General features: G+C 45.8%; 18 protein-coding genes. 12 read left to right on the forward strand and 6 right to left on the reverse strand.

What is annotated here, in order from left to right; genetic code table 11:
• Window positions 1-219 precede the first annotated feature (219 nt).
• Both carB and carA read right to left on the reverse strand, forming a co-directional pair.
• Window positions 220-3426 (reverse strand): carbamoyl-phosphate synthase large subunit, encoded by a 3207-nt coding sequence (gene carB, locus ACSAZK_RS17940; RefSeq protein WP_440955371.1) that lies wholly within the window; start codon window positions 3424-3426, stop codon window positions 220-222.
• Window positions 3426-4532, reverse strand: a complete 1107-nt coding sequence (gene carA, locus ACSAZK_RS17945; RefSeq protein ID WP_440957063.1) for a glutamine-hydrolyzing carbamoyl-phosphate synthase small subunit — start codon at window positions 4530-4532, stop codon at window positions 3426-3428. Before carA ends, carB begins: the two co-directional genes overlap by 1 nt.
• Before the next feature lie 757 nt (window positions 4533-5289).
• Here carA and ACSAZK_RS17950 point away from each other — a divergent pair.
• The 4 genes from ACSAZK_RS17950 to mtaA all read left to right on the forward strand — a co-directional run bounded on the left by ACSAZK_RS17950 (window position 5290) and on the right by mtaA (window position 10118).
• On the forward strand, window positions 5290-6735 hold the full coding sequence (locus ACSAZK_RS17950) for a quaternary amine ABC transporter ATP-binding protein (RefSeq protein ID WP_440955372.1): 1446 nt from the start codon (window positions 5290-5292) through the stop codon (window positions 6733-6735).
• Window positions 6729-7559: an ABC transporter permease gene (locus ACSAZK_RS17955; RefSeq protein ID WP_440955373.1), complete on the forward strand. Its 831-nt coding sequence runs from the start codon at window positions 6729-6731 to the stop codon at window positions 7557-7559. Before ACSAZK_RS17950 ends, ACSAZK_RS17955 begins: the two co-directional genes overlap by 7 nt.
• 360 nt (window positions 7560-7919) lie before the next feature.
• Entirely contained in the window at window positions 7920-8837 is a 918-nt protein-coding gene (locus ACSAZK_RS17960) for a glycine betaine ABC transporter substrate-binding protein (protein ID WP_440955374.1), read from the forward strand.
• Between the two features lie 234 nt (window positions 8838-9071).
• Entirely contained in the window at window positions 9072-10118 is a 1047-nt protein-coding gene (mtaA, locus tag ACSAZK_RS17965; RefSeq protein ID WP_440955375.1) for a methylcobamide:CoM methyltransferase MtaA, read from the forward strand.
• 324 nt (window positions 10119-10442) lie between these two features.
• Here the strand turns inward: mtaA and ACSAZK_RS17970 are convergent, their stop codons facing one another.
• Window positions 10443-11042 carry a flavodoxin family protein gene (locus tag ACSAZK_RS17970; protein WP_440955376.1) on the reverse strand — a complete coding sequence of 200 codons (600 nt, stop codon included), beginning with the start codon at window positions 11040-11042 and terminating at the stop codon, window positions 10443-10445.
• 748 nt (window positions 11043-11790) lie between these two features.
• Here ACSAZK_RS17970 and ACSAZK_RS17975 point away from each other — a divergent pair.
• Entirely contained in the window at window positions 11791-12663 is an 873-nt protein-coding gene (locus tag ACSAZK_RS17975) for a tetratricopeptide repeat protein (RefSeq protein WP_440955377.1), read from the forward strand.
• A gap of 315 nt (window positions 12664-12978) precedes the next feature.
• Window positions 12979-13152 carry a hypothetical protein gene (locus ACSAZK_RS17980; protein WP_440955378.1) on the forward strand — a complete coding sequence of 58 codons (174 nt, stop codon included), beginning with the start codon at window positions 12979-12981 and terminating at the stop codon, window positions 13150-13152.
• Window positions 13153-13257: 105 nt separating this feature from the next.
• On the opposite strand, the gene ACSAZK_RS17985 is transcribed toward ACSAZK_RS17980, so the two are convergent.
• Window positions 13258-13698, reverse strand: coding sequence for a hypothetical protein (locus tag ACSAZK_RS17985; protein ID WP_440955379.1), 441 nt, complete (start codon window positions 13696-13698; stop codon window positions 13258-13260).
• A gap of 191 nt (window positions 13699-13889) precedes the next feature.
• Between ACSAZK_RS17985 and ACSAZK_RS17990 the strand changes: the two genes are divergently transcribed.
• Complete coding sequence (locus tag ACSAZK_RS17990) at window positions 13890-14387, forward strand: hypothetical protein (RefSeq protein WP_440955380.1); 498 nt, start codon at window positions 13890-13892, stop codon at window positions 14385-14387.
• A 203-nt stretch (window positions 14388-14590) separates the two neighbouring features.
• Window positions 14591-14833: a hypothetical protein gene (locus ACSAZK_RS17995; protein ID WP_440955381.1), complete on the forward strand. Its 243-nt coding sequence runs from the start codon at window positions 14591-14593 to the stop codon at window positions 14831-14833.
• 152 nt (window positions 14834-14985) lie between these two features.
• On the opposite strand, the gene ACSAZK_RS18000 is transcribed toward ACSAZK_RS17995, so the two are convergent.
• The gene (locus tag ACSAZK_RS18000; RefSeq protein ID WP_440955382.1) at window positions 14986-15195 is read right to left on the reverse strand and encodes a hypothetical protein; all 210 of its coding nucleotides are present in this window, start codon (window positions 15193-15195) and stop codon (window positions 14986-14988) included.
• 197 nt (window positions 15196-15392) lie between these two features.
• On the opposite strand from ACSAZK_RS18000, the gene ACSAZK_RS18005 reads away from it, so the two are divergent.
• The 4 genes from ACSAZK_RS18005 to ACSAZK_RS18020 all read left to right on the forward strand — a co-directional run bounded on the left by ACSAZK_RS18005 (window position 15393) and on the right by ACSAZK_RS18020 (window position 18907).
• Window positions 15393-15803, forward strand: coding sequence for a hypothetical protein (locus ACSAZK_RS18005; RefSeq protein ID WP_440955383.1), 411 nt, complete (start codon window positions 15393-15395; stop codon window positions 15801-15803).
• A gap of 208 nt (window positions 15804-16011) precedes the next feature.
• Window positions 16012-16911, forward strand: coding sequence for a class I SAM-dependent methyltransferase (locus ACSAZK_RS18010; protein WP_440955384.1), 900 nt, complete (start codon window positions 16012-16014; stop codon window positions 16909-16911).
• Window positions 16912-16933: 22 nt separating this feature from the next.
• Complete coding sequence (locus ACSAZK_RS18015; RefSeq protein WP_440955385.1) at window positions 16934-17107, forward strand: hypothetical protein; 174 nt, start codon at window positions 16934-16936, stop codon at window positions 17105-17107.
• 315 nt (window positions 17108-17422) lie between these two features.
• Window positions 17423-18907 (forward strand): IS1182 family transposase, encoded by a 1485-nt coding sequence (locus ACSAZK_RS18020; protein WP_440953887.1) that lies wholly within the window; start codon window positions 17423-17425, stop codon window positions 18905-18907.
• Between the two features lie 67 nt (window positions 18908-18974).
• Here ACSAZK_RS18020 and ACSAZK_RS18025 read toward each other — a convergent pair whose 3' ends face one another.
• Entirely contained in the window at window positions 18975-20717 is a 1743-nt protein-coding gene (locus tag ACSAZK_RS18025) for an SIR2 family protein (protein WP_440955386.1), read from the reverse strand.
• Window positions 20718-20856 lie beyond the last annotated feature (139 nt).

Raw genomic sequence — 20856 nt, forward strand, 5'->3', positions numbered from 1 at the left:
TGATACATCCGGATATACTTCAGATGTATTCAGCTGTACTTAAGACGTAACTCGGGTCCTGCCAGCTGATATAAGGTTGTGACAGATAATTATAAAGACAGATATTTACAGCTATTGCCAGGTATCACTAATGGAGCTAGATATAGAAAAAAATTTCCGGCGGGATGCCGGAATATTCACTTCTTTTCTTTAACAATCCTGGCCGGTTTACCAGATCGTTTACTCGATCTCTGAGTGGTACTCGTTAATCGATTTGATGGTAAGCTGCCCGGTCTTCATTGCCTCGATGGCATCAGCTGCGGCTTTGGCTGCCTGGATCGTGGTGATGTAGGGCACCTTGAAGTCCACGGCTGCCCTCCTGATCCTTGAGCCGTCCCGCCTGGACTGCCTGCTCGTCGGGGTGTTGATGATCAGGGAGACTTCGTCCCGGCGCATCATGTCGATTACGTTCGGGCTTCCGTCGTGTACCTTTTTGACCGTGTCCAGGAAGATCCCGTGGTCTGCAAGGTAGTTGACCGTCCCGCTGGTGCCCATGAGCTCAAGGCCTGCTGCCTCCAGTTTCCGGGCGATTTCCACGAGTTTGGGCTTGTCCGCCTTCCGGATGGAGAGGAAGACCTTCCCTGTCAGAGGGAGGAGGTTTTCGGCAGCGATCTCGGCTTTGAAGTAAGCCCTTCCAAAATCGTAGTCAACGCCCATGACTTCGCCCGTACTCTTCATTTCGGGACCGAGCACCGGGTCTGCTCCGGGGAGCTTGTCGAAGGGCAGGAGGACTTCCTTTACCGAGACGTGCTTGACGTCGGGTTCGTCGGTGTAGCCAAGGTCCTTCAGGCTGTGGCCGGCAATGACTTTGGCTGCGATCTTGGCAAGGGGAATTCCAACGGCTTTTGAGACGAAGGGAATGGTACGGCTGGAACGCGGGTTTGCTTCGAGCACGAAGACTTTCCCGTCCTTTTCCGCCATCTGGATGTTGATCAAACCCTTCACCTTCAGGGCAAGCCCGATCTTTCTTGTGTACTCCCTGACCGTTTCCAGGGTCTCTTCCGAAAGTGACTGCGGGGGGATTACACAGGCGGAGTCTCCGGAGTGCACTCCGGCTTCCTCGATGTGTTCCATGATTGCGCCTATCAGCACTTCCTGCTGGTCGCAGACGGCATCGACATCGATTTCGCAGGCGCCTTCCAGGAAGTCGTCGATAAGGATCGGGTGTTCGGGAGAAACCCTTACTGCCTCTTTCATGTAGCGTTCGAGATCGGTTTCGTCGTAGACGATCTCCATTGCCCTACCGCCAAGCACGTAGGAGGGGCGGACCAGTACCGGGAATCCGATGCTTTTTGCAACCTCGATTGCTTCGGCTTCGGAAGTCGCATACCCGCCGTCGGGCTGTTCGATCCCGAGTTCTTCCATCATCAGGTGGAACTTTTCCCTGTCCTCGGCAAGGTCCATGTCGTCAGGGTCTGTCCCCATAATAATGGTGTCAAGGTCCGTCCTCCTGTCCAGTTCCTTTTTCAGGGGGATTGCCAGGTTCACCGAGGTCTGCCCTCCGAACTGCACTAGGACCCCGTAAGGCCTTTCCCTCTCGATTACGTTCATCACGTATTCCAGGGTCAGGGGCTCGAAGAAGAGCTTGTCCGAGGTGTCGAAGTCCGTTGAAACGGTCTCCGGGTTGTTGTTGATGATGTGGGTCTCGATTCCCTCTTCCCGAAGCGCCGTTACCGCGTGCACGGTACAGTAGTCAAACTCGATTCCCTGTCCGATCCTGATGGGTCCGGCGCCCAGGATAAGGACCTTTTTCCTGTCCGTGGGGTCGGTTTCGCAGACGTCTTCGTATGTAGAGTAATAATAAGGAGTTGCAGCCGCAAACTCGGCAGCGCAGGTATCCACCATCTTGAAGGTTGCAACGATTCCTGCCTCGTGCCTGAGGTCGCTGATTTCCTCCATGGCCTTTCCTGTCAGTTCCGAGAGGCGTGAGTCCGGAAAGCCCATCTTCTTTGCTTCGCGGAGAAGCTCCGGAGTGAGGCCTTCTGTGCGGATGCGCTTTTCCTTGTCCACGATTTTCTTTATTTTTGAGATGAAGAAGGGGTTGATCCCCGAAAGGTCGCAGATCTCCTTTATAGAATAGCCTTTCTCAAGGGCGTTGTAGATAACAAAGAGACGCTCGCTGGTAGGGGTCTTGAGCAGCGTCGTGATCTCGTGCTCGTCCCATTCTTTTATCCCGAGCTGGCTGTCAATGTCAAGGGACTTGAAGGCCTTCAAGAGGGACTCTTCAACCGTCCTGCCGATTGCCATGACCTCTCCGGTACTCTTCATAGCCGTGGTCAGGGTCTTGTCCGCGGTTGTGAACTTATCAAAGGGCCACCTGGGGATCTTCGTAATCACATAGTCCAGGGCCGGTTCAAAAGAGGCAGGGGTATTTTTTGTGACGCTGTTTACGATCTCGTCCAGGGTCATCCCGACAGCGATCTTTGCAGTCACCCTTGCAATAGGGTAGCCGGTTGCTTTTGAAGCGAGAGCCGAAGACCTTGAAACCCTGGGGTTGACTTCCACAATGCGGTAGTCCCCTTCCTTCAGGGCATACTGGATGTTGCAGCCTCCCTCGATCTTAAGGGCGCGGATGATCTTGATTGATGCTGTCCTGAGCATCTGGTGCTCTTCGTCGGTCAGGGTCTGGGACGGTGCCACAACCGCGGATTCTCCGGTGTGCACGCCCATGGGGTCGAAGTTTTCCATGTTACAGATCACGATACAGGTATCGTTTGCGTCCCTCATGACCTCGTACTCGACCTCTGCCCAGCCGAGCACGCTTTCCTCGATCAGGACCTGGTTGATGCGGCTCCTCCTCAGGCCCCTTTCCGTAATCTCCAGCAGTTCTTCCCTTGTACGGGCAATCCCGCCGCCTGCTCCTCCCAGGGTGTAAGCCGGGCGGATGATCAGGGGAAGCCCGAGTTCCTTGACCACTTCTTCGGTTTCCTTCAGGGAAGAGACCGCCCTGCTCAGGGGGACTTTCTCTCCGATCCTGAGCATGGTCTCCTTGAAAAGCTCCCTGTCTTCCGTGTTCGTGATGGCTTCCACCGGGGTCCCAAGGGTCTCTACCCCGAACTTTTCAAGGACGCCCATCTCGGCAAGCTCACTGGTAATGTTCAGCCCGGTCTGCCCTCCGATTCCGGCAATGATCCCGTCAGGCCTTTCCTTTTCGATAATCCTGGCAACGACTTTTGCGTCCAGGGGCTCGATATAGACCGCGTCCGCCATTTCGGGGTCGGTCATGATTGTTGCAGGGTTTGAGTTAACCAGGACGACTTCGTACCCTTCTTCTTTCAGGGACCTGCAGGCCTGGCTGCCCGAAAAGTCGAATTCTGCGGCCTGCCCGATAGTGATCGGGCCGGAGCCTATAAGGAGAATTTTCTTAATGTCACTGCGTTTTGGCATCAAACCTCACCTCCGAGAACTTTTACGACCTTCCCGAAGAAGACCTCCTCCGTATCCATGGGTCCCGCATGGGCTTCCGGATGGAACTGCACGCTGAAAACGTCCAGGTCTTTGTGGGACACGCCTTCCACGGTCCTGTCGTTTGCGTTCAGGTATTTTACGTAGAGCCCTGTTCCGTCCAGGGAATCGGCGTCCACCGCAAACCCGTGGTTCTGGGAAGTGATAAATACCTTATTTTCCACCAGGTCCTTTACGGGCTGGTTTCCTCCCCTGTGCCCGAATTTGAGCTTGTAGGTCCTGGCTCCCATGGCCAGGGAAATGATCTGGTGTCCGAAGCAGATCCCGCAGACAGGGACCGTGCCCGCAAAGTGTTTGACCGCGTTGATTGCGTCAGTTGCAAGTTCGGGGTCTCCCGGCCCGTTGGAGACAAAAAGGAGGTCGGGCTCGTAAGCTTCGATTTCCTTTGGGGTTGCCGTTGCCGGGACAACCGTCAGGTCAATCCCTCTCTTGCTAAGGTTGTTCAGGATATTCCTCTTGATCCCGAGGTCGATTACCACCGCCTTTTTAGGGTCCCCGTTTCCTTTCCAGGCTCCCTTTGCCGCCGGGATGGAGTAGGGTTCCTTGCAGGTAACCAGGGAAATCAGTTCCTGGTCCGAGATCTGGGGGAAATTCCTTGCCATTTCCACGGCTTCCTCCCCGTCGTCACTCCCCGTGATCAGGGCAGCCCTGAGGGTCCCACGGTCCCTGGTCTTGATGGTAAGGGCCCGGGTGTCCACGCCTTCGATCCCGGCTTTTCCCTCGTCTTCTAAAAATCTGTGAATGGAACGGGTAGATTTGTAATGGTAGGGGTTTCTGCAGGCCTCCCGCACCACAAGCCCCTCCGCATGAATTTTGTCGGACTGGAAACGCTCTCCACTGACCCCGTAGTTCCCGATCAAAGGACTGGTGAACATAAGGAGCTGTCCCTTGTAGGAAGGGTCTGTCAGAGCCTCTTCATATCCGGTGAATTGAGTTGTAAAAACAAGTTCGCCACACGCTGTTCCTTCGGCACCGAAACCCGTGCCTTTAATAACTGTTCCGTCTTCTAAACCTAGTACTGCCTTCATCATCTGAACCTGCGCATAAATGTCATAGGTGACCTATAAGTGTTACGATGATTCTGAACTCTTTCTGGTTTTCATATGCCTTTTAATATATATATACTATAATGATAGGAGTCCCGTGTTTCCTCCAGGCTGACCTCCCTATCCTCCCGCTCTTTCATAATTGATACATAATCTCGTTTGCCTGCCGTAACCCTGCATGTAGCCCTGATAGTATTATAATACTGTGAAGAGCCTGTAAGGTCCGCACTGGTCATAAGCTGATGCTGGATAGCTAATTCCTATTATCTACTGCCGGTATTGTCCGGCATAATAGGGCATTATATTATATTATGGCCTGTTGTTGTGTCTCGCAGGTTATTGCGCATACCACAGGTTAGTTATTTTACTGTTTATGGCATGTTATCAAAGCAGCTGTGGAAAGTAACGGACGATTAAAAACGGATCTGTAATCCGGGTTTGCTTACATTTTGGGCTCTGCCATGAAGCTCGTTTCTTTCAAAAATTATTCTGTCATCCTCAAAAGTTTTATCCCGGGGTGGAAAGCCTATTTCTTCTGTAAATTCGAATCAGTTGACCCCATATTTTAGATATTTTATCTCAAATGGGAATAAATATATATAATTTGTGCCAGTAGCTATATATAATATAGTCCAAACATTTATACTAATTAATGTAACGATTTTCTGATTCAATTATTCCGAATTCTGACTCAGATTTCCCAAAGGAGCCACCATGGTGGTTTTCCCGAGGTATTATTGTGGATAGGAAAGTAAAACTAGAGATACGAAACATTTCAAAGATTTTTGGTAAAAGCCCTCAGAAAGTAATTTCTCTTCTTAATAAAGGTTACTCCAAACACGAGATTTTTGAAAAAACGAAACAGACTATCGGACTTAACAATGTCAGTTTCGAAGTTTATGAAGGAGAAACGTTTGTTATTATGGGACTTTCGGGTTCGGGGAAGTCCACTCTTTTGCGCTGTATAAACCGCCTTATTGACCCTACGGCCGGGAGTATCTTCATTGATGGGCAGGACATCGCGTCCATGGATGCGGAAGCCCTGAGGAAGATCCGCAGGAGCAAACTTGGCATGGTGTTCCAGAACTTTGCTCTGCTCCCGCACAGGACCGTACTCGATAACGTGGCTTACGGCCTGGAAATCCAGGGAGTTCCAAAAGAAGAGCGTTACGAAAAAGCTGAGGTTTCAATCGAAACCGTTGGGCTTAAAGGGTACGAGCAGAGCAAAATCACCCAGCTCAGTGGGGGAATGAAACAGAGGGTCGGGCTTGCCCGGGCTCTTGCAAACGACCCGGATATCCTGCTCATGGACGAGGCGTTCAGCGCTCTTGACCCCCTCATCAGGTCCGAGATGCAGGACGAACTGCTCTCCCTGGAAGACGCGATGCAAAAGACCATCATTTTCGTGTCCCACGACCTTGACGAGGCCCTTAAACTGGGAGACCGAATCGCGCTCATGAAAGACGGGGAAGTTGTCCAGATCGGCACCCCGGAAGAGATCCTGACCAACCCTGCAGACTCCTACGTCTCGAAGTTCGTTGCCGGTGTGGACCGTTCAAAAGTCCTCACTGCCGAAGCCGTGATGTGGAGACCCGAACCCCTCGTAGCCGTAAGTTCCGGGCCCAGGGTTGCCGTGCAGCTGATGAAGGAGCATGGGATTTCCTCGATCTTTGTGGTTGAAGGGAAAAACAGGATTTTGAAAGGTATCCTCATGATAGACGATGCCGTGCAGGCCCTGAAATCCAAAAAGAGTTTCGAGCTCATGATCAGGGAAGTCCCCTCCGTACCCCCGGAAATGCCCCTGAATGAGATCATCCCCCTTATTGCGGACAGCGAATACCCTCTTCCCGTGGTCAATGAAAATGGGAAACTTAAAGGAATCATTGTTCGGGGAACCGTGCTCGGAGCCCTGGCAATGTCCGAGGATACCTCAGACCTTGAAGCCGAGGATCTCGGAGTTGACGCAAAAAGCACAGCTGAAATGGAGTCCCCTGAACGGGCTTCCGAGGAAAGTACGCTTGAGAGCGGCAATGCTTCAAAAAACCCTGTCTCGGACGAACACGAGGGTGAATTAAAGGGAAAAGCTCCTCCTGGTATCGAAGTGAATAAAGAGCTCGATAACAGGGAGCTTGATAATAAGGGACCCGGAAGTCTCGATAAGGACCTGGAGGTGAACGCATGTTAATCCCCAAGCTTCCTATAGGTGACACCGTTGAGTTTGCGGTGGACTGGATCGAGGACCACTTCGGGGTTGTGCTGGACCTGGTAAGCGACCAGCTGGATTTCCTGATTTCGGCGTTGAAAGACGTCCTGCTTTTCCTGCCTCCCGAAATCTTCATTCTCGCCCTCTCTCTCTTTGCGTATTTTGCGGGGAAACGGAATACCAAGCTTGCTGTCGGGACGGCTGCAGGCTTTCTGCTGATCCAGAACATGGGGCTCTGGGCCCTTTCCATGGAGACCCTTGCTCTTGTTCTCTCGTCGGCCATGCTGGCTCTCGTTATTGGAATCCCGGTGGGCATTCTTTCCGCAAAAAGTGAGGTCCTCCACCATACCGTAAGGCCGGTGCTTGACCTGATGCAGACAATGCCCTCTTTCGTCTACCTTATCCCTGCCCTGATCTTTTTCGGGCTCGGAAACGTACCTGGCATGATCGCAACCGTTGTCTTTGCCATGCCTCCGGCAATCAGGCTCACGAACCTGGGGGTCCGACAGGTCCCGAAAGAGCTTGTGGAAGTCGCCGATGCCTTCGGGTCCACAGGCTGGCAGAAACTCATAAAAGTAGAACTGCCGGTAGCCCTCCCGACTATCATGGCGGGGGTCAACCAGTGTATCATGCTCGCGCTTTCCATGGTGGTAATAGCGGCAATGATCGGGGCAAGGGGCCTTGGTTACCAGGTGCTTTTCGGCATCCAGAGGGTGGACATCGGTCTCGGCTTCGAAGCAGGCCTCGGGATCGTTATTATTGCGGTTGTCCTGGACAGGCTTACCCAGCACCTGAGCCCCAGGTAATTGCTGTAAAAAATAATTGTTGTAAAAAATAATTGTTGTAAAAAATTGTAGAAATGCTTTTTACATTTTTTTATTTTTTAAAAAATGTGTAAAATTGCATGCATCTTTGTCGATGTGTTTTTTGGACATCCTTCCAAAATTAAGTCCCATTTCAACTTAATTAAATATGTTGCTTGAAATTTAAAAATGTTTGCAGAAAAATAGTTATCCTATTTAGTTGTTAAATTAAGTTGTTAAATTAAGTCGTTAAATTAAGTTGTTAAATTAAGTTGTTAAATTAAGTCGTTAAATTAAGTTGTTAAATTAAGTTGTTGAATTACAAGTGGTTGTGTTATATTGAATGATATAAAGACAAATAATATGAAAAAACTTAAATTAATTTTCATAGTCGGGCTTGTCCTCGGCCTCTTCATTTTCGGAGCAGGCTGTGCTGACAACGGAGGAGAAGTTGAAGACGGCGCTGAGGAAGGTGCTGCAGGAACTGCTGAAGTTTCTGAATTTGATCAGCCCGTGAAGATCGGGTACGTCCTATGGGATGGGGAAATTGCCAGTACCAACGTAATCCAGCAGGTCCTCCAGCAGGCCGGGTATACCGATGTTGAGATCATTGCAGTGGACGCAGGACCCCTTTACCAGGGTGTAGCTGCCGGAGATTTCGACTTCACAACATCCGCATGGCTCCCCCAGACCCAGGCTAACTACTGGGACAGCTACGGAGAAGATATCGACTCCGTCCAGGTGAACCTGGAAGGCTGCAGGATCGGACTTGTTGTGCCCGCATATGTGGAAATTGACTCCATCGAGGAACTCAATGCCAACAAGGACCAGTTCGGCGGCGAAATCGTCGGAATCGACCCCGGATCGGGCATCATGCAGGTCACTGAGGATGCAATCACGGAATACGGACTCGACTACAACCTGGTATCGAGCAGCAGTGCAGGCATGACCGCTGCCCTGAAGAAAGCCGTGGACGACGAGGAACCCATCGTTGTAACCCTCTGGTCTCCCCACTGGGCCTTCAACCGCTGGGAGCTTAAATACCTTGACGACCCCCAGGGCCTCTACGGAGAAGCCGACCACGTTGAGACCCTCGCAAGACTGGGTCTTGCAGAAGACATGCCAAACCTCTACGGCATCCTTGAAAGGTTTGTCTGGACCCATGAAGACATTCAGTCCGTGATGACTGACATTGAAGACGGCATGGCTCCTGAAGAGGCTGCCTCAAAGTGGGTCGAAAACAACCCCGAAAAAGTCAACGAATGGATCGGAGAGGAGTAAATTTCTCTTCTCTTTCCTTCTCTATTTTTTTGCTTAATGTTTTTAACATCTTTTTGCATCTTTCTTAATATCTGTTATTTTCATCTATTGTTCAACGATTACCGATAACAGCTAATAGCTTCAGCTGAAAATAACTTTCCAGCTAAAAATACCTCTTCCGCCAAAATATCTCTCAGCTAAAAACCTCTTCCGCCAAAATACCTCTCAGCTATAGATTACTTCGGGGCAGTTTTTATGGATAAACCAAACTTCAGGAAAGAAATTCTCAACGTCCTCTCAGGCAAAACTCCTGCAACCCCTCCGGTAGGCAGTTTCACAACCACCCCCGTCCTCGAACTGATGGACCTTAGCGGGGCAGCCCGTCCCGAAGCTGACAGCAATCCCGAAAAGATGGCAATGCTGGCGTTTTCCCAGTACGCAAATGCTTCTTTTGAAACCCTCAGGTATCCCTTTGACGTGGTTGTGCTCGCAGAAGCCCTGGGCTGCAGCATCGACCCCGGCACGAAAGCCAGGCCTCCGGCAGTGACAAAAGGAATTATAGGCCGTCCTCCTGTAATCCCCAAAATCCCCGAACTCTCCGAACCTCCCGAAGCCCTCCTGGAAAAGGGCAGGATACCCGCCGTCCTGGAAGCCACGGAAATTCTCAGGGAAAAAGCAGGCCCGAAGCTCCCGCTCATCGTGGGGATGGAAGGCCCGGGGGACCTTGCGACTTCCCTTTGCGGGATTTCGAATTTCCTGAAGTGGACAATCAAAAGCCCCCACCTCGTAACCAGGCTGGTGGACCTCTGCACCGACGCCTGCATTGTGTACGGCAGGGAGTGCCTGAAAAGAGGAGCGGATGTGGTCGTCATAGCCGATGCCGTCTCCTCTCCGGTTATGATTTCCCCGGATGCCTTCAGGAGCCTGATAAAACCGGGCATGGCAAGGATCCCGAAAGCCCTGGGGGGCAAAAGCGTCCTTCACATCTGCGGCGCCACCGACCCGATAATTGCGGACATGGCAGAGTGCGGGTATGACGGGCTGAGTCTTGAGGAGAGCATAAAGGACCTGAAAAGCGCCGTGCACACAGCCCACGAGTGCGGGGCTGCCGTCATCGGAAACGTCTCAACTTCCAGGACCCTCTTTGCCGGAAAGCCGGAAGCCGTTAAAAGGGAGGCATTCGAAGTTCTGCAGGCAGGTGTTGATGTGCTTGCTCCTGGCTGCGGGCTTGCGCCGGAAACCCCGCTTAAAAACCTGAAGGCTCTGGTGGAAGCACGGAATGAGTTTTGCGGGAGAAAATGAATTTTGTGGAAGAAAATGAATTTTGCAGATAAATAAGTGAAAAATAACCGAAATGTCAAAAATGAGAAGTGGTTTCAGGGCCGGGTTTTTTTCATCTACTGCAAATCGAACCCCATGCTCTCACCGGGCGCCGAAGGCGGCCGGCTTTTCCCTGAATAAATCCTTGAATACGCAGAAATTGTTCCTTTCCTGCCATAAATTTCAGAAAATCTTCTCCATTTAGGGATGCATCAAGGGTTTCTGAATTGATTGAACTCAAAAATCAATCATCAATCTTTTTTTGAAAGTTTCTTCGCTTCACCGGCTTAGCCTCACTCCTCAGGCTCACCGGAGAGCCTCTGCCATCTTTTTCCCGCTCTCAAACGCCTTTTCGAGCAATCCTTCATTCTTTGAAACCGCACCTTTCGCAAAGCACCTTGTAGCCAGGAATTTTTCTACCACCTCATAACCCAGGGCTTCAAGAGGCATTCCGAGGGCTTCAAGGGTAAAGCCCATTTCTTCAAGTTTCTCCTGCTCACAGACTGTAAAGACAAGGGCTTTTCGTCCCTGGTCTCCAAGCTTGCTCGAGTAGGGTCCCGGGCGCTCGTCAGTGAAATTGTAGTAGGGGTAGAGCCGGTCGATGAAGGCTTTCATCGGGGCGGTTACGTTGTAGTTGTAGGTCGGGGAACCGAGGATAAGCCCTTTAGCTTCCTCTATTTCGGGATAAAGGAGTTCCATTCCGTCGTGGAACCGGATGCAGGTCCCGGCTTTCCGGCACCCTTCGCAGCCGATGCAGGACTCGATCGAATATTCCCTTAACAGGATTTTTTTCGTTTCGGCTCCTGCCGATTCCGCTCCTTTCAAAAAGTTGTCGAGCAAGATCTCGGTATTCCCGCCTTTCCGGGGGCTTCCGCTTACTCCAAGAATTTTTGCCTCATTCATCATGTAAACCTCGTATTGTATCGGGGATAGCGGGTTAAATAAGTTCGGAAAATGGGCTATGTAGAAGTCTCCAAAAAATGAAAATTATTTTGGATGTATGGAGATTAGGTTTAAAGGCAGAAATTAGATTTGCAGTCCCTGAAGTAAATATTTACACTTATTTAAAACCACGGAAGACACCGAAAGCACAGAAGGATTGTGCCCCATTTCTTTTATTCCGTATTTTCCGGGCTTTCCGTGGTTAAACTCTCACTTGAGATTAATGAAGGAATTTGGGACATTGAATGTAAAGGCAGAATATTGACGTCAAGTGAGTTGAAGAAAAGTAAAAACCAGTAATGGCAATTTAGTTTGCAAGTTCTTTTTTCAGCAATTTCGGGAGAGGCTGCCCGCAAAGCGGGCGGTGAGAGCCCCTGATATCGATACCAGAAAAGAAAATTCCCGGAACCGGGACCAGCGTTAAACCCTGTCATAAAAACCGGGGCTTTTTCAAGCAATATTTCAAGCAATACGACTGGATTTCTGCAGGGCCTGAAAACGAGTTTTATTTTGTACTTTATACTTTATATTTTTTAGAATCAGGACTGGAAATTCAAGTCAGGATCAATGAACCTTATTAAATCTCAGAACATTATATATTATAAAACTCCTGATATTTATCTGGATTATATCTGTAATTCTGGCAATTTCGATAATTCCGGTAATATGGCAATACCGGCAATTCCGATATTCGCGGATATGAGGCAAAAAAATGGCAAAAATGGCAAAAACGCTCAAAATCCTTGAAAAAGGCGCAGAGGAGAGCACCGGCAAAGGCAGGGTCTTTTTTGAGATGGGCAAATATGAAGAAGCCCTGCAGGCATACGGGGAAGCTGCTGAGACCTGGAAAGAAATGGCAGACCTCCTTTTCGAAAATGGCAAAGAGGAGAGCGGAAACACCTTCCTGGGAAAGGTCTTTGAAGCAGAGTCCTGCTGCGGGATGGCTCTTTTCAAACTCGGAAACTACGAAGAAGCCCTGGAAGTCGTTGATAAAACCCTGGAACTAAACCCCGACAGCCCAACCGAGTGGTCCAACCGGGGTTTTGTGCTCTCGGCTCTCGGCCGAAACGAGGAGGCACTCGAAGCCTTTGATAAAGCCCTTTCCCTGGACCCCGAATCCCCCAAAATCGTGACCAACAAAGGGGTTGTCTATTTCAGGATGGGTCTTCCGGAAAAAGCCCTTGAGACTTTTGACGAAGCCCTGACAATGGAGCCAAAAAAGGCTTCGGACTGGGCATGCAAACTCCCCCGGTTCAGCTTCTTTTCCCGGAACAAGGCTCCCCTCATGCGTCCCGACAACGCCGAGACCTGGTACTGGAAAGGCAACGTTTTCCTGGAACTCGGGGATAAAGAAAAAGCCCTGGAAGCCTACAAACACTCCCTGGAAAGCGACCCCGACCACCTGAACTCCCTCTTCAGAGGAGGCGAACTTCTCTGCGAGATCGGGGAATATAAAGAAGCCTTCAAGTGCTATGCAAGGGCGCTGAAACTCAGCCCCGGGAATGAGACTGCAAGGAAAGGCAAAGAGTTCTGTGAAGAGAAGATAAACGAGACGCTTGAGGACGAAAATAAGGGTGAAAAGTGAAAAGGGAAAGTGAAAAGGGAAAGTGAAGACAGATTGAGGGTGGAAATTGAAGAAACCCAAAATTTCCTCTTATTTTTTATTTCTCTTAATTCATATCATCTTCATAATTTGTAAATAGAATTTGTAAAATGAATCTTATCTGTTACAAAAGTTCAAACATTATGTTTGAAATGTTTGAACATATTTTCAAAATGTTTGAAAAGGGTATTGATTATTCCAGGCTTCTCATATCCTCATCAAGACAGGGATCTATTAGCAGAATATATATGACACTAACACAGATAGTTGAATCATACAAAAAGAAGGTATTCACAAATGGCAAAACCTATTGAACTCGGGCTTGTTCTTGAAGGGGAAGATGCAGAGAGGTTCTTTGAATATGATGAAAACCCCGAGATCTCCGACGAATTAATAGCAATGTTCATTGAAGGCAAGGAAATATATGAGCAAAACAGACGAAAACTTTCGAGCATCAATTCCAGGCTCTGAACTTGTTATCGTACCACTCAATGAACACCACAGCCTTTTATCATTTAATTAAAGATTAAAAGTACTGTAATGCGGTTAAGTCAGGTCTTGGAATGAGCTCATTCGTCAATTATACAGTTTCCCATCCTGCAGTGTTTCCGGGAAGAAAATGGCTTGCATTAAGTTTCCGAAAAGTCGACATGAATCATTGACACCAACATATTGCTTGTGATTCTTAAAAATGGTATCATTGTTTGCTCCTATTTCTATATTTGAACCATCTCTAAGATTAAATTTGCATGTCGTATCTGCAGGTCCGCCACTGGCTTCTCCAAATCGAAAACTTAATACTTTTACAGCATTGACAGCTTGCTCAATATCTTCATCATCAGTGAGAGTAATGGTTTCGTTTCCCTGTATAATTTGCACAGATGCGATATTCTCGCTTTCCAGTTCGTGGACAACAGGGAAACCGTGTGCAAGATAAAAATATCCCAGTAAAATAATAGTTGTAATAATAGTTGAAATGACAACTGGCGTAATAAACTTTGTAATCTTTTTGATCATTCTATTTTTACTCCATCACATTTTACAAAGAATTCACTTTATTTTTCTCGTTATTGGGCCTTTCCCTCCGGGAAGCTCTTTCAAATATCCTTTGTGGACCCGGAGAAAATTATTCTGGCTCGCAAGACCCTGGTACATTATACACGAACCCCTCGTATAATTGATATACCTTTGAGACAATTCATACTGGTATGACAGGCAGTAAATCCGAGGACTCAAATTCATCTTCACATTCATCCGAACATTCCAGGCAGGCCGCAGTGGGGGAGAATAAGGCATTAAACGTGACTCCTAATTACGAAACCGCAGCTTTTTCCAAACCCGCCCTTGACCAGTTTGACGGCGTATTTCCCGACCTGAACAGACGGCTTTCCCAGGACAGGGATTTAGGGCTTTCCCCTTCCGGCCAGCCCAGACTCAGCTCCGATACCAGACCAAGGCTTTTTTCCGGTCAGGGGCTCGGGCTCGGGACAGGCATGCCCATGGAAGCAAAACCTGAAGGGCTCGATTTTCCAGCCGGGAAAGGGTTTGAAATTAAACCCGACATCCCGGGAAGGACACTTTCCGGAGAGAAAGTCGTGTCCTTTTCCATTGGCGCTGATCTTCCACAGGGGCCGGTCGAGAGCAGGCTGATGAGTCTCAGCAGCACCGGAGAGAAGCTGAAGAATGCTGAAAAGAACAGGAAGTAATCAGAAAGTAATCAGGAAATTAAAAAGAATAAGGAAGTAAAAAAGTAATCAGGAAGTAAAAAGGAAGCAGGGGAGCTTTCCTTTCTGATATGGGGCAGGGGGGCTGCTCTTTTTTCATCTTTTTGTTGGCTTGAAGCTGGCTTGATTTCAAAAAATCAGTGCCTGTTCAGTAAGGCTAATGTTATTTTTGAGGGGGGTTGGAAATGTCGGTAATAGTTGGAATCATAAACAGCATGATCGAGGAACTCGATACCGAAGGTGAACTGCATTTAAGTGTGGAGTTGGAACTCGTCGATGGTAACAAAATTCAATGCAGCGATGTGAGGAGTTGCAATGTTAGCAGTGGGTGGTTAATCATAAGTTCGAATTATAAGAGAACAGTAAATGCCGTAAAAGAAGTTGATGTTAATAGGGTACATGCGGATATTTCGAGTACTGAGAATTAATCTATTCCCCAAAAAACGTTTCATACCTTGCTCTACAGTTTACGCGCATTTTTTTCGGTTGTTCGTGAATCGACAGTAAACGGCGCCGCTCTGAATTTATATAATAAATAAGTTATAACGGTAGCTGGAAATCCTGGGGTTGCTGCTGGGGTTTATTCGCCAAATAAAAATTTTCTCCAGATAAATGGAAGAATAAACACAAAAACGGCCAGAGCAGCCAGTATGAAAAATACCACTCCTATGCCCAAAAAATTTAGCAATATATCCCCCACTCCCTCTCCCATAACTTCCATAATATTTTCAAACACAATTTCCATTGAACTCTCTTTTATATAATCTTTTTGATGCCATATAATTGTCAATAGAGATCATTATTATTTTTTAACTATTGTGCAGGAGCTGTGTTTTCTAAAAGGTCCTTGCTGCGCACAGTGAATTAACCGTTTCTTTCTGACAGTTTGATGGTTTGGCCATAAAAGGCACATATCCCTTTGTTCAACTACAAATATTAAATATTTGGGGCATGTTGTGAAGTTATTCTCCAGAAGAGGGGATGCAAATGCGAGATCTTAAGAAAATACTCATCCTTGTAGCAATGGTGCCCCTGGCTGCAATTGTGGGTTATTACGTATTGATATTTCTGCTCGGTGGGCCGGCTTTGCCCCACTTTTTTGAGGTTGTGAACCATGACTCCGGCAGCCATAAAGTAACTGTCGAAATACTGGATTCGAATAACAGATCCATACTCAAAGAGACATACACCCCTGGCCCAAATGAAAAGGTCTCGGAAGAAAAGCCGTTTTCCCTCCGAAACTCCATTGAGATGAAAGAGTATACATTCAGGATTACGCTGGATAACGGAACCGTAGAGGAAGAAGTACACGTAAGCCTGCACCGCTGGAGCACGGTTTTTATACACGTATATCAAGACAGCGAGTCCCCTATACTGATAGACATGATTACGGTTTAAGACGGCTATATCAAGAAAGACGAGAGAAAGATGAGGGAAAGATCCTGAGATTCAAATCCTATTTTACAGGTTTTCATTCCTCTTTTTGAATCTTTTTCAGTTTATCGCTATGCCTTTAGAAGCCCTTAATAGTAAAATATCGGATAAATCACCACGGCTGTCATTACCTTTTTCACCCTTGTCTTCTTATCGTTATTCAGGGAACTTTTTGGGGAACGAAGTTGTGCACGATGACCAGGTTCCGAACGATAGTCGGACAGTGGAAGACGACCAGCCTGAGGACGACGACCAGTTTCTAAACGATGACCGGATTCTGAACGATGACCAGGACGTATACGGCCACGAAATCTACGACTGCTTCCGAGGAAAATGCGGCTCTGAACTCGTAGAATGCGAATACGGCCACTCCTGCGTATCCGAAAGCCCGGCTGTGTACCTTTCCGAATATGAAGACTGGCCTTCCCAGCAGCAAAAAGCAATGGACTACGTGCGAGGCCGGGTGCTGGACATAGGCTGCGGAGCCGGAAGGCATGCCCTCTACCTTCAGGAAAAAGGTTTCGATGTCCTTGGCATAGATACATCTCCCCTGGGGGTTGAGGTCTGCAAACTGAGGGGCCTTAAAAAAGCGAAAGTCATGTCCATAACTGAGGTCGGTTCCGCGATTGATCCAAAAGTAGATTCCGGACCCGGAAAATTCGGGACCATTCTCATGCTGGGAAACAACTTCGGGCTTTTCGGAAGCTTCGAAAGGGCAAAGCTGCTGCTTGAAAAGTTCCATAAAATTACGGAGGATAACGCAAGGATCATTGTCGAGAGCACCGATCCGTATAACTCGATTGATCCTTCTTACCTGCAATACCTGGAGTCCAACAAAAAGAGGGGGAGGATGCCGGGGCAGTTGAGGCTCCGGGTTAGGTATGGGGGTTACGTGACTCCGTGGTTTGATTATTTGTATGTGTCAAAGGGCGAAATGAAAGAGATATTGAAGGGGAGCGGGTGGAGGGTTAGAAAGTTCATTGATTCGGGGGATTCGGTGTATGTGGCGGTTATTGAGAAGGAGGGGGAGGAGGTAGGGTTTTTAGGGAGGGTTGCAGGTTTGATAAAATGAAATGATCAAGGGGGTGTTTTCATTGCTTGAGGGATGGGTTGAAAATTGTCCAAAGATTGGGAGAAGCGTAAGGTTTACGGAGTGCAGGGAGTGTGAGCATTTCACAAAGGTTGATTGCATCTTTATAATCTGTGGGTACAGGGGGAGATATTCTAAGAGGAGGATAGTTTACAGGGAGAGTGGTTTGGAAAAATGAGGTGTGTCTTTTGGAGCTGATGGATGCTAGTTCTAGGGCTTGAGATAAGATAGGAACTGGAAGCATGAATTAGTATCTCTTATAGAAAAACAGGATTTTTTACAACTGAAAAAGGCAGTGTAAAATACCCAAAAATCTCATAAGAATAGTGTATTCACAGCTGAAAAAGGCAGTGTAAAATAACTTAATACAGGCTGTCTCAAAACTATGCTTGATCGCACATTTGGGTAAGAAATATTAGGAATATTTATCTTTTTAAAAATATGTATTACATATAAGTATACTATTTGATAAAATTAATTCCAGTGTTTCACCATGTTCAAAAAGTACGATCAAAAGCAGCAATTTTTACTTCCATTAAGCCTGGAAGAGTTTGTTCCTGAAAACCATATTGCCAGAGTGTTAAACGACCTCATAGATCTCGTTGATATTAGTGATATTGAGTCCACTTACTCTGAGGAAGGTTGCCCTGCCTATCACCCAAGATTTCTTTTAAAAATCTTACTCTACGGGTACCTTATAAACATTAGAAGTTCACGCAAGATAGAGCAAATGACACAAACTGATACTGCTTTTATGTACCTTGCAGCTATGCAAAAACCTGATTTCCATACTATTTGTCGATTCCGTTCAACTCATCTTGACCCGATTAAAGAAATATTTTCACAGGTTGTCACGTTTTGTAAGGAAATGGATATGATTGGTTCCAGTATTTCGATCGATGGAACAAAGGTTAAGGCAAACGCTTCACCAAGACAAAGTAAGAGTTCCGACGCTCTCAAAAAAGAGATCGATAAGATACTCAAAGAAAGCATTGAGGTCGATAAACAGGAAGACGAAATTTATGGTGATTCGACACCATACCAGGTGCCAGAAGAACTGGTTAACAAGCAGAAAAGATTAGAGAAAATCAAAGCTGCTATGAAAAAAATTGACGAAGAAAAGTTAAAAAAAGTAAACATCACAGACAACGATGCTAAAATTATGAAGCATAAAGATGGAAGCAAGAAACCTTCTTATAATTGTCAGGTTGCTGTTGATGAAAAGGAACAAATAATCGTTGCATCAGACGTTGTCGATGAAGAAAATGACTTGCATCAAGTTGAACCAATGATAGAAAATGTAAAAGAAACACTGGGATACAAGCCAACAATAGTGCTGGCAGATGCAGGTTATTTTTCATATGATAATGTGAAATTTTTACTCGATCAAGAAATTGATGCTTATATTCCTGATAACTTTTATGAAGTAGAGAAAAGGGGAAAAGCAAAGAAGTTCAGAAAATCTCTCTTTAAATATGATCAGGAAAAGGACTGTTATTATTGCCCTGCTGCATTTGAAATCCCATTTACAAGAATACAAAAAAGGAACGATGAGCCAGATTTACGGTATTATGTATGTAAGTATTGTTCTTTATGCGTGTTAAAAAATGCATGTACCGAGAGTGAAAACAGGACAATATCAAGAGATCCAAGGGAGTACCTGATGGAGAATATGAGGGCTAAACTGAATACAGAAGAAGGAACGGAACAGTATCAGGAAAGAATGTTTACTGTAGAACCTGTGTTTGGCCAGATGAAACAGGATAGAGGATTCAGGGAATTTCTTTTGAGAGGGAAAAGGAAGACAAAAATTGAGTTTATTATGATGTGTACTGTACACAATCTAAAGAAAATAGTGGATTTCATGAAGAGAGAAGGTAAAAGTTTGAAAGAAATTCTGAAAATGATAACCGGGAGAGGAAATAAATTAGGGAATGGATGCAGAATTGTGGCGGGAAAGACAAGTAAGCTATGTTGATCAATGAAAACTGATCTCTTTTCGAATAAAAATTGAAATTGAAATGGATATTACCCAATTGTAGAATTCAAAACGGTTTTGAGACAGCTTGAATAGTTCTCTTTTTATTCATCGATGCATTTTTTTTCAAACATATATATGACAATTTCCAAACTTCGGGACAATTGCCGAACTTTATGCTTTGTTCTATGTGTGTTTTCAAAATAAACTTCTCTTTCACGGACAGGTTTCTATTTGCTCCAAATAATTGATCCCGAAAATGCATTGATTGAGCAACATGAGAGGCTAGATGTTCATATCCTTCTTTAATTGGAGGGGGACCATATGGTATATCATGCTCTAAAATCAAAGGATCAATATCCATTCTTTCTGCCCAATGTCTCACTTGTTGAAAATCAAACCAATTTCCCGTTTCTAAGGAATTCTTAGAAGCTATTTGAAGAAGGTTTGTTGCTTTTTTCTGTATGGAGTATTTAGCAAACTTAACGTTAATCGTTTTTGCAATTTGAAATAAATGCCTTAAAATAAAAATTTCTTTCAATGCACACTTCCCATTAAGTTCCTTAAAGGCCTTAGGTTCAGTTACTTTACATATCTCTTTTTTTACTTTTATTAAACAGAAAATAGATCTAAAAAAACCTCCATAAACTCTATACGCATTACAGGAATCAAGTAAAAGAGCAACTCTTAGGCTGGGAAATGAATTCGATTTTTCTGCTATCTGATAATATTCTTTAGCAGATTGATGGTACTTTCCATTATGATATAATGATTGTGCTTTCTGTTTTCTTATGTTTATCAAATCAATTTCTTTTTGAGGACACATGGCTAACAATTCTTCACTTGCTTTGAGAGCAAGTGAAGCACATCCTATTTTATTCAGAAGGGATGCTCTCCAAATACCAATCTCAAATTCAGTGAATTCATTTTTAAAAGAATTCAATAGATCATTTGAAGTTTTTCCCCACTTCAAATCGATAGAATGGTTGGTTAATGATGAAAAAAGAGTTTGCATATCACCAACTAAGAAGTAACCCTGCATTTCTTTTGAAAGTAGACTCGCATTTGGACTTAATTTAGTTTCAATATCTTCCAGAGTATCTATTTCTTCACGCACATTCCATAAAACGTTTGTTACTGGCATCTTTAATATTTCAGGGCATATCTCAAAATCCAGACCCGAATATCCAACAATAAGAAGGGAGTTTCCTTTAATCATATCTAATAAAAGATTACGCTTCCAATTTGGCAAGCAACTTTCGCGACTAAGAGAATAGACAAGAGTTTCTCCTTCTTTGTCATCAGCACTCCCATGGATCTTAAAATAATATTTTTTAATTGTGGACCCTATTGATTGAAAATCGTTTTCTGTAACTATTCGTTTTATGCCTTTTTCCTCTGGTAATAATTTATCTAAACATATATCATAATTGGGAGTAACAATACCTCGAAACTTCCCGTCAATAAGAGCATCAGCTATAATTTTATGAATCGGGTTTGAGATGTCTATCTCAAAAACACGTTTGATAATTAAAACAAGCTTTTGATTATTAGGACAACATTCCAATAAGTTTTCAAACGGGACATTTTTCCACAGGGCATTTAAAGACTCACTCAAATCAGGGTTGCTGCCTAAAAAATGAGGTGGGAAAAGTAAGTCAAACATATTTTTTGTGAAATCTTTACCCATAGGTAAACATGTGGGATCCCATCCAGAGATTCCACTTCCAGCTAAAAGAACAGGAGGATTTTGTAGAAGTTGCGAAATAATTGGTTCTGCTTCTGGTGTATCCAGAGATATTATTTTCATTTTAAATCCCTACCAACAGGAGCTTAATTTACTGTAGATCCAACAGTTTAAAATCACCTCATCTGACTAATATCTTTCTAACTTTTTACGCTTTGTAATATTGTCATAATTCACGTTTTAGAAGATTTCCATATTAACT

It is taken from the genome of Methanosarcina sediminis (assembly GCF_052056915.1).
Lineage (GTDB): Archaea > Halobacteriota > Methanosarcinia > Methanosarcinales > Methanosarcinaceae > MTP4.